The organism is Chitinophaga sp. W2I13 (assembly GCF_050434005.1).
In the GTDB taxonomy this organism is placed as follows: domain Bacteria; phylum Bacteroidota; class Bacteroidia; order Chitinophagales; family Chitinophagaceae; genus Chitinophaga.
The window spans coordinates 7,737,686-7,753,840 of the sequence record NZ_JBNPWD010000001.1; the positions used below are offsets into that span (position 1 = coordinate 7,737,686).

Annotated in this window: 15 protein-coding genes; 6 read left to right on the forward strand and 9 right to left on the reverse strand. The window is 48.1% G+C overall.

What is annotated here, in order from left to right:
* Positions 1-36: 36 nt before the first annotated feature.
* From QFZ48_RS31460 to QFZ48_RS31475, 4 genes are all read right to left on the reverse strand, one after another.
* Positions 37-660 carry a DUF4294 domain-containing protein gene (locus tag QFZ48_RS31460; RefSeq protein WP_429046703.1) on the reverse strand — a complete coding sequence of 208 codons (624 nt, stop codon included), beginning with the start codon at positions 658-660 and terminating at the stop codon, positions 37-39.
* 80 nt (positions 661-740) lie between these two features.
* On the reverse strand, positions 741-1,742 hold the full coding sequence (locus tag QFZ48_RS31465; RefSeq protein ID WP_429065403.1) for an alpha/beta hydrolase: 1,002 nt from the start codon (positions 1,740-1,742) through the stop codon (positions 741-743).
* A gap of 132 nt (positions 1,743-1,874) precedes the next feature.
* Positions 1,875-4,358: a cytochrome c biogenesis protein CcsA gene (ccsA, locus tag QFZ48_RS31470; RefSeq protein WP_429065405.1), complete on the reverse strand. Its 2,484-nt coding sequence runs from the start codon at positions 4,356-4,358 to the stop codon at positions 1,875-1,877.
* Between the two features lie 72 nt (positions 4,359-4,430).
* On the reverse strand, positions 4,431-4,829 hold the full coding sequence (locus QFZ48_RS31475; RefSeq protein WP_370911374.1) for a cytochrome c maturation protein CcmE: 399 nt from the start codon (positions 4,827-4,829) through the stop codon (positions 4,431-4,433).
* 239 nt (positions 4,830-5,068) lie between these two features.
* Here QFZ48_RS31475 and QFZ48_RS31480 point away from each other — a divergent pair, with 239 nt between their 5' ends.
* The 3 genes from QFZ48_RS31480 to QFZ48_RS31490 are packed head-to-tail and all read left to right on the forward strand — an operon-like array spanning position 5,069 to position 8,031.
* A complete protein-coding gene (locus tag QFZ48_RS31480; RefSeq protein ID WP_429046700.1) occupies positions 5,069-6,112 on the forward strand; it encodes an agmatinase family protein in 1,044 nt (347 codons plus the stop codon).
* Between the two features lie 16 nt (positions 6,113-6,128).
* Positions 6,129-6,716 carry a hypothetical protein gene (locus QFZ48_RS31485; RefSeq protein WP_429046699.1) on the forward strand — a complete coding sequence of 196 codons (588 nt, stop codon included), beginning with the start codon at positions 6,129-6,131 and terminating at the stop codon, positions 6,714-6,716.
* Between the two features lie 19 nt (positions 6,717-6,735).
* Positions 6,736-8,031 carry a radical SAM protein gene (locus tag QFZ48_RS31490; protein ID WP_370911371.1) on the forward strand — a complete coding sequence of 432 codons (1,296 nt, stop codon included), beginning with the start codon at positions 6,736-6,738 and terminating at the stop codon, positions 8,029-8,031.
* A 59-nt stretch (positions 8,032-8,090) separates the two neighbouring features.
* Here the strand turns inward: QFZ48_RS31490 and QFZ48_RS31495 are convergent, their stop codons facing one another.
* Both QFZ48_RS31495 and QFZ48_RS31500 read right to left on the reverse strand, forming a co-directional pair.
* Positions 8,091-8,978 carry an AraC family transcriptional regulator gene (locus QFZ48_RS31495; RefSeq protein WP_370911368.1) on the reverse strand — a complete coding sequence of 296 codons (888 nt, stop codon included), beginning with the start codon at positions 8,976-8,978 and terminating at the stop codon, positions 8,091-8,093.
* Positions 8,979-9,048: 70 nt separating this feature from the next.
* Positions 9,049-10,275 carry an MFS transporter gene (locus tag QFZ48_RS31500; RefSeq protein ID WP_429065406.1) on the reverse strand — a complete coding sequence of 409 codons (1,227 nt, stop codon included), beginning with the start codon at positions 10,273-10,275 and terminating at the stop codon, positions 9,049-9,051.
* A gap of 142 nt (positions 10,276-10,417) precedes the next feature.
* Here QFZ48_RS31500 and QFZ48_RS31505 point away from each other — a divergent pair, with 142 nt between their 5' ends.
* The 3 genes from QFZ48_RS31505 (at position 10,418) to QFZ48_RS31515 (ending at position 14,249) form a co-directional block, all read left to right on the forward strand.
* Positions 10,418-11,305 (forward strand): hypothetical protein, encoded by an 888-nt coding sequence (locus tag QFZ48_RS31505; RefSeq protein ID WP_370911366.1) that lies wholly within the window; start codon positions 10,418-10,420, stop codon positions 11,303-11,305.
* A 183-nt stretch (positions 11,306-11,488) separates the two neighbouring features.
* The gene (locus QFZ48_RS31510; RefSeq protein WP_429046697.1) at positions 11,489-12,958 is read left to right on the forward strand and encodes a DUF5723 family protein; all 1,470 of its coding nucleotides are present in this window, start codon (positions 11,489-11,491) and stop codon (positions 12,956-12,958) included.
* A gap of 1 nt (position 12,959) precedes the next feature.
* A complete protein-coding gene (locus tag QFZ48_RS31515; RefSeq protein WP_429065407.1) occupies positions 12,960-14,249 on the forward strand; it encodes a bifunctional folylpolyglutamate synthase/dihydrofolate synthase in 1,290 nt (429 codons plus the stop codon).
* A 1-nt stretch (position 14,250) separates the two neighbouring features.
* Here QFZ48_RS31515 and QFZ48_RS31520 read toward each other — a convergent pair whose 3' ends face one another.
* Genes QFZ48_RS31520 through QFZ48_RS31530 form a run of 3 tightly spaced genes read right to left on the reverse strand, consistent with a single transcriptional unit; the run spans position 14,251 to position 16,128 of the window.
* Positions 14,251-14,808: an NUDIX hydrolase gene (locus QFZ48_RS31520; protein WP_429046695.1), complete on the reverse strand. Its 558-nt coding sequence runs from the start codon at positions 14,806-14,808 to the stop codon at positions 14,251-14,253.
* Positions 14,809-14,820: 12 nt separating this feature from the next.
* Positions 14,821-15,348, reverse strand: a complete 528-nt coding sequence (locus QFZ48_RS31525) for a YfiT family bacillithiol transferase (RefSeq protein ID WP_429046693.1) — start codon at positions 15,346-15,348, stop codon at positions 14,821-14,823.
* A 15-nt stretch (positions 15,349-15,363) separates the two neighbouring features.
* The gene (locus QFZ48_RS31530) at positions 15,364-16,128 is read right to left on the reverse strand and encodes an ABC transporter ATP-binding protein (protein WP_429065408.1); all 765 of its coding nucleotides are present in this window, start codon (positions 16,126-16,128) and stop codon (positions 15,364-15,366) included.
* Positions 16,129-16,155: the final 27 nt, after the last annotated feature.

Below are 16,155 nucleotides of genomic sequence, written 5' to 3' on the forward strand. Positions count from 1 at the left end.
TTTTCATGACAGGCGAATATTACGAAGATAGCCCAATTAATTGTAGGCGCGGAATTGCTGGTACATTTCCAGCTCCTGCACAATCACCTCGATGTCGCGGTCTTCCTGTTTGTCGTAATCACTTTTCAGGTTACCTCCAAAAAAGAAAGCAACGGTTTGCCAAACACGGGCATTAAAGCCGCCTTTGAGTTCCTTGATGATTTCAAAGCAGTTCTGACCCGTTTCACGGTCGATCAGTTTCATCAATACTTTTCCCTGGTAAACGGAGAGGTTTTCCAGTTTATCGCCAAACTGGGCCTTGAGTTCTTTCTCTTTAGAGGCCAGGAAGGCTTTACGTTCCCTTTTATTCATGGTAGCCATGCGGCTGTTCACATCTTTCAGCACTTTTGCCGCCGATCTGGCAAAAGGATAGGTTACATATACCGCATTGCGCAAACGGCTCCAGCGCTCGCGTTCTTTACGCAGCGCCCTTGGCATTTTAGCTACTACGTCAAATATTGCCAGCGTGATTACCGGAACGGTATCACGTCCTACTATCATGGCATGCAACGGTATCACATCAGCACCATGCGCCTCCTGGGCCATCGCATCCGTGTGACAGAGGGATATGACAAGTACCAGGAATAATGAAACGATGATCTGTTTAAAACGGATGCGCATAGTTAACTTAACGTTGCTTATGTACGGAATGTTACCACAAGTTATAAAAAGATTTGAAAATCCGGTTTAACTAAAAAGTGTTACTGTACCGGCCTCATATGTAACTTATTTACTACGAAATCATCTATGGCTTTCTCTACTGCGGGGATATCATGCCCGGTGAGCGCACAGCCCATCACATGGCTGCCGGCGCCGGGTATAGGCACCGCTTCCTTCAGGGAATCGGGCGTTCCCAGCTGCTTTTCCATCTCCAGGATGGCGGCTACCCGCACCGTTTTATCCTGGTGCGTTTCATCTTTATAATAATATAAATTGATCACCGGCTGATGCACCTTTTTAAAGGTCTCCTCCACCATACTGGATTCCAGCAGGTTTTGCAACTGCACCACTGCTTCCAGGCGGTAATTGTTGTACCAGTACTTTGCTATTTCGGGGTCTTTATCATCGCTCCGCCTGAAATCACCTTTGCTCACCGTTCTGGCCAGCTGCAATCCCCAGGGGTTATTGGCCAGGAAGGCCAGGTTGTCGTTGATCGCAACATTGGGCGACATATTGATCATCGCATATACATCACCCGGGTAGGCCGCTGCCAGCTTCAGCCCCAGTGTGCCGCCCGTGGAGGTGGTCATCAGGATCACTTTATCACCCAGCGCCTTGCCTATGCTCAGCGCTTCTTCTGCATCTTTCCACAAACCCGCCGCAGTCATATGCAGCAATGGATCGCTGGTATCGATCCCATGCCCGTCGAGCCGCGACAGGTACAAATTACATCCGTAACGTGCCGCAAAGTTGCGATGCACCGGGTTCCCCTCTTCCTGGCTGGCGGAAAAGCCGTGCAGGTACACCACGGAATAAGGCGTTTTATGATGTCCGGAGTCCTGCCATACTATACGGGCTTCATTATCCGGTTTGAGCCGGTGCCCGGCTTCTTTATGCTGTATGTAGGCTTCCAGGGCCGGGCCGGCAACCGGTACTGCGGGCAGTTTGTGTTCGTAAACCGGTTCGGCCGGTTTGGGGCCAAGAAGATACACCACAGCTGCTGTGGCTATAACGATCAGGGATATACGCAACCACTTAGGCATCATAAGGATATTTATTCCAGCTAAATGTAGATAAGAATTCTGAAATGGCGCTGCCCGGCTGGTGATTTAACCAAGAAAAAATCCTTCAACAGCAACGCCATTGAAGGATTCTTTCAAAAAAATATCCGGAGGTTATCTTCTTCTTACTTTCTGATAAATACTCATGGCGGTACCAATCACCGTAATAATGATTCCCAGCCATAACACGTTGATATAAGGGAATATCAGCGCTTTCATCACGATGTAATCGCTGAAGCCCGACGCTTCTTTTACCTTCAGCTCTATTTTATTCTCCGCCGGCATAATCTTCGAGAACCGTACATTCAGTCCCAGTGGCGCCAGGGTGTCTTCCACGCTGTACTGGTAGCTGCTGTCGCGGATAAAATAGATCGGCTGCAGTTTAAAATGATCATCTGTTTGCGTATATACCTCCAGCTCTGCGCCTACGGCCAGGTCGCCATTCTGCGGAATGTAATTGCGGCTTTCCGGTTTGGTGTTTAATCCTTTCAGCACAATAAATCCTTTGGAGAAGAACACCGAATCGCCCTGTTTCATTTCATGGGTAACATAAGGTGTGGTATCTTCTTTGGCGGCTTCTTCGCGGTTAGGTGCGGCAGATACATAGGTGAAGATATCCTTCGTGAGGTAATGCCTGGAAGCCGGGTTGGACGACAGCGCATTTTCCTTTTTATTCACAAACGCATCCGGGTAAAGGGTGAAACGCTCCAGCGCCTTGCCGGTTTGTTTATCCTTTTTCTCATAATGCACTACATAATACGTTTTGGGATCTCCCTGCGCTACGGAATCGCCGGTATAGGTAACATGATAGTCGCCCATTTCCACCGGCACATCCTTTGGCAGCATAATATTTTCCCGCGGATTCTGTTTGCTTTCCTTTGTAAAAATACCATCGCCCAGCATCTTCATGCGGTCCAGGGAAATCACTTCCATTTTGGCGGAGGAAATCAGCACGCCCAGCAACACCATCCCAAAACCGATATGCGCAACAGAAGCGCCTGCATTTTTGATTTTGCCTTTCAGGCCGGAGAAAATATAAAAGAAGTTGCCCACAATCGCATAAATGCTGGCAAACAACATCAGGTAAATAGCAGTAAGGAAACCGGCGCCGTAAGTATCGTAGGTAATAGTGCCTTTCCAGGCCACCAGCCCGGTTAATAAGAGCGCTACGATAGTAGGTACCAGCAGTTTCTTCGTGATTTCGCCGCGGAGAGTATCCTTGTACCGCATAAACTGCACAATCGCCGTTAATACACCCAGTACAATCGCAATCCAGATCTGGATTTTGTTGTAGTGGAATATACTGTCAGACGGCGGCGCAATATCGTTCATGTTGAACGCAGACTTCAGCCCGGTGAGGCTCAGTAATTTATTCCATACCGGAATAGAAGTAGTGAAGGTAATCTGGATGGCTGCAATCAGCAGGATCAGGGAACCTACAAACAGCCAGAACTCACGCGAGTAGCTGTTCTCTTCTTTCTTTACGGAAGGGATTTCTTTTCTGCGTACAATCAGCAGGGCGATGGCCGGAACCGTGAACACCAGCATGGAAATCAGCAGCTGTGCGCTCATGCCCATATCGGTAAAGGAGTGTACGGAAGTATCGCCTAGTACGCCGCTCTTTGTTAAGAAAGAGGAGTACAGGATCAGCACGTAGGAAATAAAGAAGAAGAAGAAGGTAGATTTCAGCGAGTGCCCGGTGGCTTTATACGCCAGAAGTGTGTGCACGCCTGCCACCATGGTAAGCCACGGCACCAGCGATGCATTTTCTACCGGGTCCCATGCCCAGTAACCACCAAAGTTGAGCGATTCATAAGCCCAGGCAGCGCCCATCATTATACCGGTTCCCAGCATCATTATGGCAAATAAACCCCAGGGCTGTACCGGTTTTACCCAACCGGTATAATCTTTTGTCCATAACCCGGCAAATGCAAAAGCAAACGGAATGATCATAGAAGCAAAGCCCAGGAACAATACCGGCGGGTGAATCACCATCCAGTAGTTCTGCAACGTCACATTCAAACCGTTTCCGTCGTGGATATGCTGCATATAGTCTGCTGTCTGGAAGATAGGCGCCAGTTGGTTTTCAGGCGCTTCCCTCAACAGCATGAAAGGATTGCTGCCCACTTTATAGCCCAGGATGAAAATACCCAGCAACATGCTGGCCATAATCAGCTGTGCAAGGGAGAAGATGGTCATTACCGGCGCTTCCCAGTTTTTGGAAGTGCGGATCAGGAAAATCCCCAGGATGCTGTTCCAGATGCTCCACAGCAGGAAGCTGCCTTCCTGGTCGGACCAGAGGCTGGATAACAGGTATTGGATAGGCAGGTCGCGGGAAGTATTGCGCCATGCGTATTTATATTCGAAATAGTGATTATACAGGATAAAGTAGAGGCAGCTGAATACGCCGATTACGGCCGCCGACTGTATAACGAAAGACCAGCGCGCCAGTCGTTTCCACGAATCCCTGATCAGCGGTTCTTTTCCTTTAACTACATTATAATAAGCCACGGTGGCTACCATAGATGCTACAAATGCCAGTATGGCAAAGAAGTGGCCTAGTTGGCCCGGCAGTAAATGTTCCCCTACAAACTTCATAAAATTCCTCTGAGAGATGTGAATATTGTGGCATTGATCATCCGACGGCGACAATCATATACATATAGCTAATTATATCTGTTTGTTGCTCACTGCAACCTGGTCGTCCTTATACTTGGAAGGACATTTCATCAGTATTTTGCTGCAGTGAAACTCAGTGCCTTCCATTTTACCGGTCAGTACAATGGATTCGGCCTTTTCAAAGTCGGTAGGTTTTGCGCCGTAGAAAACTACTTTATGGGATTCCCCCGTTTTATCGTGGACGTAGAAGCTGAACAGGTTGGCATCTTTAGTTGGATCGTAGTTCATCGCTTTTAAGGTATCGAGTTTACCAATAACATGGAACTCTTTCCCTTCTTTCTCGCGGGCTGTTGCAAAAGTTTCATAGGTGCTGAAATCACCCACCATAGTCACTATCACTCCAATTGCCACCGCAATTACCACCAGCAGAATAATATTTGTTTTTTTCATATGAAAATTATCTTCCCTATTGATTAGACACAAGCTGCAAAAACCCTTTACCAGCGCGACTTCAACAACTCCTTTCCTTTTGCCGTACTTTATTTGTTTCCGATTAATCGGCAAAATTAAGTGAAAATGACCTTCTTCCGACAAATTTTATATAAAAGGTAATTCTTTTTAGGAGAAGGACGGCTGTAAGTAAACAGAATCCTATCTTTGCGCGGAATTTAGAAAAGTACGACTTTATCATGGCAGATTTATCTCAATTTGACCCTAACTCGGTTGGCCTGCTGTCCAACAACGTTTTTGGTTTACCTTTTTCCGAAGAAGAGGCAAGACTGGTATTATTACCTGTTCCCTGGGAAGTGACCGTTTCCTATAACAATGGTACGGCCCGCGGCCCGGAACGTATCTTCAGGGCTTCCTTCCAGGTAGACCTGTACGACGCAGATGTAAAAGACGGCTGGAAACAGGGTTTCTACATGCGGGAACCAGACAAGCACCTCCTGCTCCGCAGCGATTACCTGCGCAAGGAAGCAGAACTGTACCTGAAATTCCTGACCGAAGGGGGAGATATTTCTGAAAATGAATTCCTGAAAAAAACACTGGTAGATGTAAGTAACGGTACCAGGGCCATGAATGAGTGGGTGTACATCCAAACCAAATCGCTCCTGGAAAAAGGCAAGCTGGTAGGTTTGGTAGGCGGCGACCACAGTACGCCACTCGGCTTCTTCAAAGCCATTGGTGAACACAAGGGCGAGTTTGGGATCCTCCAGATCGATGCACACTGCGATCTCCGCGATGCATATGAAGGATTCAAATACTCCCACGCCTCTATCATGTTTAATGCCCTGGCAGAAGTGCCGCAGCTCTCTAAACTGGTACAGGTAGGTATCCGCGACTATTGCGAAGAAGAAGTGGATTACGTAAATAATAGTGAAGGCCGCGTAGTAACCTTCTTCGATAAACAGATCAAGGAAAGACAATTTGAGGGAGAATCCTGGAAAGCTATCTGCGACAGCATTGTAGACAACTTACCCCAACAGGTATACATCAGTTTTGATATCGACGGACTGGATCCGAAATTATGCCCGCATACCGGTACCCCGGTACCCGGTGGGTTTGAGGCGGAGCAAATATATTATCTCTTCAAACGGGTGCTGGACAGCGGCCGGAAACTGATCGGTTTTGATTTGAACGAAGTAAGCACTTCACACGACGAATGGGATGCCAACGTAGGCGCCCGTGTGTTGTTCAAACTTTGTAACCTGTTGATCAGTTCCAATTCTTAATCTCACATTCGTGTTCATGCATAGTTTGCGCATCCTGCATCCGAATACCTCCAGCAGAATCCGGTTATTACCGGTTATGCATGGGCTTACGGGCATACTGTTCCTGTTTAATGCGATCGGTATTTACCGCAGTCCGCAGCCGAACTGGTTCCTGGCGTTTTTTTTCCTGGTAGTAGGTGTATTGTGCATCGGCTTTCCTTTTACCATGAGAAGGTTTAAGAAATTCACCGAAGCCAATACCGTCGCACGGATGATAGAAGCGCTCATCTGCTTTACCGGCAGTTTGTATTTCCTGTCGCACCTCAACCCGGTTACCGCATTACTGCTGTTCCTGGTAGGCGCCGGGCTCGCCTACGTAGGCTGGATGGAACACCGTATTTTCCAGCCATCGTATGTAAAGATGGATACCACCGGAATTACCCTTCCTACCACCTTTTCAAAAAGGCTGGTTGGCTGGAACGAACTGAATAACGTAATTTTGCGGAACGATCTGCTCACAATAGACTTTAAGAACAACAAGATCCTGCAACTCGAAATACTGGATGAACCAGGCAACGAACAAAGGGAAGCACTGAATAACTTCTTCCGGAGCAGGGTGCAATAACAGTATATAAAAACAGAAAATGCTAAAACAAACACCTTACATATTATACTCAGACGGTAACGGTAATATTTTTGAAGATACCACCCTGTATGTAACCGGCCGCAGCGGCTGGGATGCATGGCCGGTAGAAGCAGACGAATGGATTGAATTACCGGAAGGAGGTAATTTGTATGAGTTGCCCGGCCGCCGTGGTATTGGCATCAACGCCGCCACCGGCGATATGCAGCTTTGTGATAAAGGATGGGCCGTAGCCGCATTCATACCACCGGCGCATACCGGTTTTTACCTGGCTGCCTACGAAACCATGCCGGATGCGCCTACCCTGCCGCTGTTTTGCTACACCGCAGTAGGCTGGCTGGATGGTAAGTTTTATGTGCCCGCCACCCGCATTGAAGCAGATATCCGCCAGGAATGCGCGGGTTTTGACGATAAAAAAGTGAAACAGGGCGTAAAAACCCTGGTGGAAGCATACCCGCATAACAGGCTGGTACAACACCTCGCGGAAAATTGCGCGCTCACCTATGAGTGTCCTGCTGCCCGTAATTATTTTATGGGAAGATGGGAGTGCCCTATTCCTTCCTCTCCTGCATGTAATGCCAATTGCGTGGGCTGCATTTCATTCCAGCCGGAAGAAGAAAGCATTGTTTCCACGCAGGACCGCCTCCGCTTTAAACCAACCGCGGAAGAAATTGTGGAGTACACCGTACCTCACCTGGAATCGGCCCCCTTCCCTATCGTAAGCTTCGGACAGGGCTGTGAAGGCGAACCACTGCTGATGTGGGAAACCATCCGCGAATCCATCCTGGAAATACGCAAACACACGCCTAAAGGCAGCATCAATATCAATACCAACGGCAGTAAACCGGATGCGGTAAGAGCCCTGTGTGAAGCAGGCCTGAACAGTATCCGCGTAAGCCTGAACTCCGCACAGGAAAAATATTACACCCCGTATTACCGCCCTAACAACTACGTTTTTGAAGATATCATCGAAAGCCTGAAAGTAGTGCGTGAATTCGGCGGCTGGACCTCGATCAACTACTTCGTATTTCCGGGCATGACCGATAGCGCAGATGAATATGAAGCGCTGCGTAAACTGATCAGGGAAACAGGGTTGAATATGATCCAGTGGCGTAATTTCAATATTGATCCCGACTGGTACCTCGGTAAACTGGGTGTAACGGAAACGGGCGAATGCTTAGGGGTAAAACAGCTGCAGGAACTGATCCATGAGGAATTCCCGGATCTGAAGTTCGGTTACTTTAATCCTCCGATGGAGCGTATTACGGGCGATTATATGAGCGACTTCGCTCACTGAGAATAGAACTCTTTATATTAAAAAAGGCTGACCGCGATGGTCAGCCTTTTTCGTTTAACTTACTTTAGTTCTTCCGCAAAGCGGTATTGCCTTGCATACGCCGAAGGCGACATTCCCGTTACCTTCCGGAATACCCGGTTAAAAGTAATCGGGTTGTTATACCCGGTAGCATAGGCCACTGCTGCAATACTGTCGAAGTCACCGTTAATAATATTCTTGCACGCCACATTGATCCTGATCTCATTCAGAAATTCGAGGTAGGTTTTGCGGGTATGTTTTTTAAAGTATTTGCAAAAAGCATAAGTAGTAAGATGCGCCACGCCGGCAATTTGTCCAAGCGAAATATTCTCCGCATAATGCTCCAGCGTGTATTGATAAATATCATTCATCCGCAGTCCTTCCGACTCGCTGTAAGATTGCCTGGAAAATCCCGTGGATAACGACTTCCAATCCTTCACCTGTTTAGAGAAATATACCAGCATGCCCACAAACGCCAGCAACCTTTCGGCGCCGCTGAGCCGGGAGATCTTTAATATATCGGCAGCTGTTTTTTCTGCGTATTCGGCCGGCAGTTGCAAGCTGTTGGCGCTGAGTTGCAGGAACTTTCTTACCGCCTCCATTTCTTTCAGGGAAAATAAGCCCTGTAATGCATGTTCATGATCGAAAAAGATATGGATGGCGTGGATATTCTTCTCCTGTAAATTTTCGAAATACCGCGCATCCCCTTTAAACATATGGGGCTGGTTGGCGCCAATCACATAAATATCTCCAGCCTTGAAAGGTTGGGTATAGTTTCCGGCAATCAGGGTGCCTTCCCCCTTTATAATAAGTGTTACCTGCGCCTCTTTGTGACGATGCAGGTAATTATAAAAGTAAGGGAGGATATCTTCCTGTATGACTACAGCACCTTCATCGGCAACGGGGACAGTAAATTGAATTACTTTCATTAACCAATATTACTAATTTACCTGCAAAATTAGCAATTATGTGGCAATAATGGTAAAGTGTTGGACAATATCATCCATTGATTTCTTTTCTGCCCGTCCCTATTTTTTGCTGCAACCACAAAAACCCGCCGCCCGACAATATGCACCCCAGCGCTGTAATCCCCCACCACGGCCTAAACCCAAGATGCTGCACCACAAACGCCCCCGTTGTGGGCGATACAATATTGGCCAGCGAATACGAAATGGTATACAACGCGGCATACTGTCCGCGGTTATGGTCCAGGCTCCTGCCGATCCAGAAACTGTTCATAAAGGGAAGGCAAAACATTTCGCCGAAGGTGATCACCACCATAAATACTACTGCCAATGCCCATACCGGCGGCAGGAAACAAAGTAACATATAAGACAAGCAAACCATCATGGCGCCGCGGGCCACAAAGGACAGGTTAGGCATTTTCCCGTCGAGGCGGTACACCATTACCATTTCCACCAGCGCAATCAGGATCCCGTTAACAGACATATTCAGACCAATAGCCCACTCTTCCAGGTGCATCACTTCTTTAAAATATAACGGCACAATGCTGGAAAACTGGAACAGGCAGATGGCATTTACGGTGGCAAAAAGCAGGAACCAGAGGTAAATATGATCCCTCCATACCTTCTCTTCTGCTTTTACGGCTGCCTTGGCAGCCTTTGGCGGCGCAGGTACCGGCGGCAGGAAAATCCGCATCAGGATGGCCGCCAGCATACAGGTGAACCCGTCTACCCAGAAAAGCAGCTGGTAACTGAAACTGGCAAGAATCCCGCCGATAGCAGGACCTACTGACCAACCCAGGTTCACCGCCAGCCGGTTCAGGGCGTACGACCGGGTCCGGTTTTCCGGCGAACTGTAGGCGGCAATAGCAATGCTGTTAGCCGGCCGGAAGGCATCTCCCACAGAACTCATTACAAATACGCAGATACATATTTGCTCAAAGGTGCGCATCTGACCCAATAAAATGAAGAATAATCCGTTAGAGAAAAGACTCCAGAACTGTACCTGGTAGAAACCGATCTTATCAGACAGCCATCCGCCCAGCAGGGCGCCAACAATGGCACCGGTACCAAAACAGGCCATAACCAGGCCTGCCTGGGCAATACTGAAATGAAGATGTTGTGTAAGATATACGGTCATAAAGGGAATGACCATCGTTCCGCTCCTGTTGATCAGCAATACAAGCGAGAGCCACCAGGTAGCAGGAGCAAGACCAGTATAGGCATTTTGGTAAAGACGGATCGTTTGTCTGGCCAGGTTCATAAAATCGGTGAAAAATAATTTACGATAATTGGATTAACAGCACAGTTTTTGCAAAGATCCGGAATTCATCTTTTGATGAGCGATTATTTTTTCTGGATCAAAACATTAACTTTGGTCTGAACAGGCACTCAATAAGGTTATCATGGAGGAAAAAAACGGTAAAAAAAATATACAGGCTTTAGGAATCACTATCGGCGTGCATGCATTGCTGTTAGTAGCGCTGGTATTTACCGGTTTTTCTGCACCTCCGCCCTTACCGGATCAGGATCTTGGCATGGAAGTAAACCTTGGCACATCTGATGATGGCATGGGCGACGAACAACCATTGAACCCTAATCCGCCCAGTGCTGCGGCGCCAGAACCAGCAGCAGCTGAAAGTCCGGCTGCTACCGCTCCGGCCAACACTGAACCTCAGCAGGATATTGCTACCCAGGATGAAGAAGAGGCCCCGGAAATAAAAAAACCGGAAAAGCCTGTTGAGAAACCTAAAGAGATTCCAAAGAAATTAGAACCAAAACCTGTTAAGCCAACAAAGAAACCTGCAGAAACGCCACCGGCGCCCACACCACCCGCACCAAAACCAAAGGCGGTGTTTTCAGGCGGTACCGGCAACAGTGCCAATAGCGGTAACAGCGCCAATGGCTCCAATAATGCCACAGGAGAAGGTAATACCGGCAAACCCGGCGATCGCGGTCAACTGGGGGGTAACCCTAACGGCGGCGGATATACGGGGGGTGGACTCGGCGGCGGACGCTCCGATTTCCACCTCAATGGAAGAAGCCTTATCGGCAGGCCACAGGTTACTTACGACGGCACTGAAACAGGCTATGTAGCCATCAATATAAAAGTAGATCAAAAGGGAAATGTGACATCTGCCACTTTTAGTATGAAAGGATCTACTATCAGTAACCCCCGCCTGATTGAGATTGCCAAAAAGGCTGCCTCCAGCGGACAACTGAAATACAATGCCAACCCGGATGCACCAGAAGAACAGTTCGGAGTGATCCGCTTCTTTTTCAAAGCAGAATAAGCAGCGTAATATATACAGATTTTAAAAGAGGCTGTTTTATTTACCGGACCAGGAACTGATCCGGAACAGCATAGCTTCATCCTGAAATCTGTCGTTCCTACATCATCTTTACCTATGATTGCAACAACTGACAGGAGCAATTTTTTTGTGTCATTTCGAGGAACCTATTTTTTATCGCCAACGATGATTGTAAAACTTAACCGTATCTTTTCCGGCACCGCAATATTGCTCGTGCTGATGCAGGCCGCTGTGGCTCAAACTTTCCCGGGTTACAATAACAGTAACTACGCGGGTATTTATGGTGTATTCTCCAACCCGGCCAGCGCTGCCGGCTATCGCTATAAATGGGATGTAAATATTATAGGTGCGGATGTAAATGCCGGCAACACTTATGTGAGCGTTCCGAAATCATTGCTGTTTAATATTCCTGATACGCTGAAACGCAACCAGGATTATTTCCTCGATGAAGGCGCCAACAGGAAACAAATGGGCTGGCAAATGGCGGAAATTGCACTACCTTCTGTATTATATGCTATTGATGAAAAACAGTCTGTTTCCTTTGTATGGCGTATGCGCAGCAGCAGCAGCGGCGGTAATTTCACGACCCCCATCGCCAATTTTTTTGGGGTGGATTTCCCAAATCCAGGTTATATCAACACCAATTTAAGCATTCCGCGTGCAGGCGTTTCCTCGCATGTATGGCATGAACTGGGCTTCAGTTATGCACGCACCATCAAAGAAACTTACAGCGGCCGGTGGAAAGCCGGCGTTACACTGAAACTGCTCAGTGGCGTGGCTGCGGGTTACGCTGCTGTTAAGGGCGTTGACTTCAGGCTAAACTCATCAAAAAGTGCCACTATTACCAGTGGTACCCTCTATTATGGCTATAACAAAGAAATGGACGACTGGCAGTCGCCCGCACAAAAAAACCTCCAGTTATTCCATAACAACGGTATCGGTGCAGACATCGGCGTGATCTACGAATACCGCCCCGACAACGGCGGCTTTGGCGCCTCTGAAGGCTCTGATGCAGATGACTATAAATTTCGTATAGGCGCTTCCATTACCGACATCGGCAGGATAAAATATACCAAAGCGCCTATTAACACGGACCTCAGCCTGGTAAAAGACAATGTAGTACCAAAGGATGTGCAGTATAAGAAAAATGAAAGTCTGCAGCAATACGCCCGCCGGCTCAACAATTATTTTACGCCACTGGGCACCGATTCTACTTTCAATATGATGCTGCCCACGGCGCTCAACCTGATGGGTGATTATAATATCGACAGCCGCTTTTTTATCAGCGCACATGCGGTTATTGCATTAACCGCCGGCAACCGCGATATCTCCAAAACATATGCACTAACACAGTTTAATATTACGCCACGGTATGAAACCTACCTTTTTGGCGCCTATATGCCATTCACTATTAACCGTAACGGCCAGGCCGATGTGGGAGCGGGTATCCGCATAGGTCCCCTGCTGATTGGCTCCAGCACAATTTTCACCAACCTCTTTCAAAAACATGTCGATCGTGCAAATGCTTTTGTAGCTTTGCGCTTAAATTCAAGCATGTTCGAACGGGGTGAGGGCGGTGGGCTCTTTAAGAAGCGTAACCGCCAGTTGGATTGCCCGGTGGTTAATAATTATTAATATGGCCTCTTACAAAGAAACGCTGGACTATCTCTATGCACAGCTGCCCATGTTTACCAGAGTGGGCGCCAGTGCGTTTAAAACAGACCTGCATAATACCATTGCATTACTGGATCAGCTGGACCAACCGCAACACAGCTTTAAAACCATACACGTAGCCGGTACCAACGGCAAAGGCTCTTCCAGCCATATGCTGGCAGCCATTTTCCAACAGGCCGGCTACAAAACAGGACTTTATACTTCCCCCCACCTCCTGGATTTCAGGGAACGTATCCGCATCAACGGGCAAATGGTTCCGGAAGATTTTGTAGTTAATTTCACAGAACAGATGCGCGGGCATATTGCCGACATCCAACCCTCTTTTTTTGAACTCACCGTTGCCATGGCATTCCGCTACTTCCAGCAGGAAGCAGTAGACATTGCCATCATTGAAGTGGGCCTCGGCGGCCGGCTGGACAGCACCAACGTCATTACGCCCGAACTGTCGCTGATCACCAATATCAGCTACGATCATAAAAATATTCTCGGCGATACACTCCCGCAGATTGCCAGTGAAAAAGCAGGCATCATCAAAGCCCGTGTACCGGTAGTGATCAGCGAAACACAGTCTGAAGTACAGGACGTGTTTATTAATACCGCCAACGCGCTGAATGCCCCCATTCACTTCGCAGACCAGGAATGGATGGAAGCTTCCGGCGCCATTGAAAGCAATCACTTTACTATAACGTTACTGGATACACGACAACAGCAGATGCGCCGTTTACAACTGGATCTGACCGGCCAGTACCAGGAAAAAAATGTAATGGGCGTATTGTCGGCCGTAAAAATATTACAGCAAAAAGGCTGGCATATCACCTGGGATCACATCAGCCACGCCCTTTCCCACGTAAAGAAACTGACCGGCCTGAGAGGCCGCTGGGAAGTAATACAGCGGCATCCGCTCACTGTACTGGATGTAGGCCACAACGAAGCCGGCATCCGCGAAGTGATGCAGCAGCTCGGACATGTTAACTTCCAGCAGTTACATATTGTAGTAGGATTTGTGAAAGATAAGGAAGTAGAAAAAGTGCTGCCATTATTCCCGCCTACTGCGCATTATTATTTCTGCAAAGCACAGATCCCCCGTGCATTGGACGAAGTAGCACTGGCTGAAATGGCGGCGGCCAGCGGGTTACAGGGCCATGCTTACCCAACTGTTCAGGCGGCGCTGCAGGCGGCCAGGCAACATGCCCAGCCGGATGATATGATCCTCGTTTGTGGCAGCTTTTTTATTGTAGCAGAAGTGATGTAAGTTATTTCATCGTCATTTTACCGAGATACAGCAACGCGTAAAAGATACAGGTGGTGTGCAAACTGTGTACTATTTTGTTATCCAGTAACAGTTGCTGTAGTTCTTCCAGCGGCATAATCACCACTTCAATATCTTCGTTGTGATCCAATTCCTGTTCCTGTACCTTTACTCCTCCCGTTGCCAGGAACATATGCGTGTAGTTGTTGCTGGAAGCCGTATTAGGCGCAATGGTGCCAAGCGACACCCATTCCTTAAATGCATACCCGGTTTCTTCCAGCATCTCGCGTTTCATTGCAAATAAAGGATCCGGATCTGTGGGGTCCATCGTGCCGCCAGGAATTTCCAGCAACGTTTTGCCTACTCCCTGCCGGAACTGCCGGATCATGATCACCTGCCCGTCTTCACGAAGCGCCACACCGTTTACCCAGTTGTTATACTCCAGTACGTAATAAGGCGCCACAATTTTACCTGCGGGCGTTTCGCAGGTATCGATACGCGCCGTAAGCCAGGCATCTTTAAAAAGGTATTCCGATGACAGTAATTTCCAGTCCATATTCATAATAACAATGCTTTACCAATCCATTCGTTCTTTCAGGCGCAGGATATGCTCCAGGTGATGTTTACCATGCCAGGCGTAATTGGCGGCATGGGTTTTTAAATGATGACTGGTGCCATTGGCAGGATGTACAAAAGTACGTTCCCAGTCGGCATCCGATAAGTGCTCCATCAAACTTACCCAGCGGTTATGCAGGGCATGCAGCAGGGTGATAGATACGTTTATGGGCGTAAACTTCACATCAGGAAGTTCCGCCCATAGTTGTTCCTCGTAAGGTTTTATAACCGGCTGTTCTTCTGTGAGGGCCAGCTTCATGCGGGTGTATCCGTTCATATGGCTGTCGGCCAGGTGGTGTACCACCTGCGCTACTGTCCACCCATCCGGGCGGTAAGGCGTTTGCAGCTGGTATTCGTCCAGTTGCTGCACGGCGATTTCCACCAGCTGGGGCAAATAGCGGATGTCGTTAATAAATCCCCGCAACATTTCCGGTGTGTAGTCCGGCAATGCTTCAAAGCGGCCAATAGGATATTTCAGTGATTCCATCCGTTAGGTGTTGGTTTATTCTTCGCGTAAGTCTTTCCCCGTGAGATGAATGAATACATCTTCCAGGTTCGCTTTCTTCACTTCTTTCTTTCTTTCAAAGCCGGAAGATACCAGTTTATCAATCAATGCATCGGGCGAGTCGATAGCAATAATAAGACCGCTGTCGACGATAGCGCAACGGTCGCAGAGAAATTCTGCTTCATCCATATAATGGGTGGTGATTACCACGGTGGTACCCTGGCTCCGCACCTGCTGGATCAGCTCCCACAAGTTGCGGCGGGCCTGTGGATCCAGGCCGGTAGTGGGTTCATCCAGGAAAATGATCTGTGGTTTATTGATGAGCGTAGTGGCAATGGAAAACCGTTGTTTCTGGCCACCGGAAAGTTCTTTGAATTTTGCTTTGGCTTTATCTTCCAGGTTAAACATCCCCAGGAGCTTCATGGGCTCCACGGGCTGGTTATAAAGGCCGCCAAACATTTCTATGAGTTCTGTGAGATTTAGTCCGGGGTAATAGCCGGAACTCTGGAGCTGTACGCCGATGATCTTTTTAATATCGTTGGGGTATTGGGCGAGGTCATAACCTCCCACCATCACTTTGCCGGCTGTTTTTTCCCGGAGGGTTTCAATAATTTCCAGGGTAGTGGATTTACCGGCGCCGTTGGGGCCCAGCAGGCCAAAGATCTCTCCTTCAAACACCTCAAAGCTGATTCCTTTTACCGCGGTAAACTCCCCGTATTTTTTTACCAGGTTGCTTACCTCAATGATCTTTTTCTTTTCCATGGGGCCAAATTACAGAAAGAATGCGAA

Bases quoted from the DNA above. Each gene is read 5' to 3' on its own strand.
- ccsA (WP_429065405.1), bottom strand. From the start codon at position 4,358: ATGAAGTTTGTAGGGGAACATTTACTGCCGGGCCAACTAGGCCACTTC.
- QFZ48_RS31465 (WP_429065403.1), bottom strand. From the start codon at position 1,742: ATGCCTAAGTGGTTGCGTATATCCCTGATCGTTATAGCCACAGCAGCT.
- QFZ48_RS31505 (WP_370911366.1), top strand. From the start codon at position 10,418: ATGGAGGAAAAAAACGGTAAAAAAAATATACAGGCTTTAGGAATCACT.
- QFZ48_RS31525 (WP_429046693.1), bottom strand. From the start codon at position 15,348: ATGGAATCACTGAAATATCCTATTGGCCGCTTTGAAGCATTGCCGGAC.
- QFZ48_RS31495 (WP_370911368.1), bottom strand. From the start codon at position 8,978: ATGAAAGTAATTCAATTTACTGTCCCCGTTGCCGATGAAGGTGCTGTA.
- QFZ48_RS31530 (WP_429065408.1), bottom strand. From the start codon at position 16,128: ATGGAAAAGAAAAAGATCATTGAGGTAAGCAACCTGGTAAAAAAATAC.
- QFZ48_RS31485 (WP_429046699.1), top strand. From the start codon at position 6,129: ATGCATAGTTTGCGCATCCTGCATCCGAATACCTCCAGCAGAATCCGG.
- QFZ48_RS31500 (WP_429065406.1), bottom strand. From the start codon at position 10,275: ATGAACCTGGCCAGACAAACGATCCGTCTTTACCAAAATGCCTATACT.
- QFZ48_RS31480 (WP_429046700.1), top strand. From the start codon at position 5,069: ATGGCAGATTTATCTCAATTTGACCCTAACTCGGTTGGCCTGCTGTCC.
- QFZ48_RS31460 (WP_429046703.1), bottom strand. From the start codon at position 660: ATGCGCATCCGTTTTAAACAGATCATCGTTTCATTATTCCTGGTACTT.
- QFZ48_RS31515 (WP_429065407.1), top strand. From the start codon at position 12,960: ATGGCCTCTTACAAAGAAACGCTGGACTATCTCTATGCACAGCTGCCC.
- QFZ48_RS31475 (WP_370911374.1), bottom strand. From the start codon at position 4,829: ATGAAAAAAACAAATATTATTCTGCTGGTGGTAATTGCGGTGGCAATT.
- QFZ48_RS31490 (WP_370911371.1), top strand. From the start codon at position 6,736: ATGCTAAAACAAACACCTTACATATTATACTCAGACGGTAACGGTAAT.
- QFZ48_RS31510 (WP_429046697.1), top strand. From the start codon at position 11,489: ATGATTGTAAAACTTAACCGTATCTTTTCCGGCACCGCAATATTGCTC.
- QFZ48_RS31520 (WP_429046695.1), bottom strand. From the start codon at position 14,808: ATGAATATGGACTGGAAATTACTGTCATCGGAATACCTTTTTAAAGAT.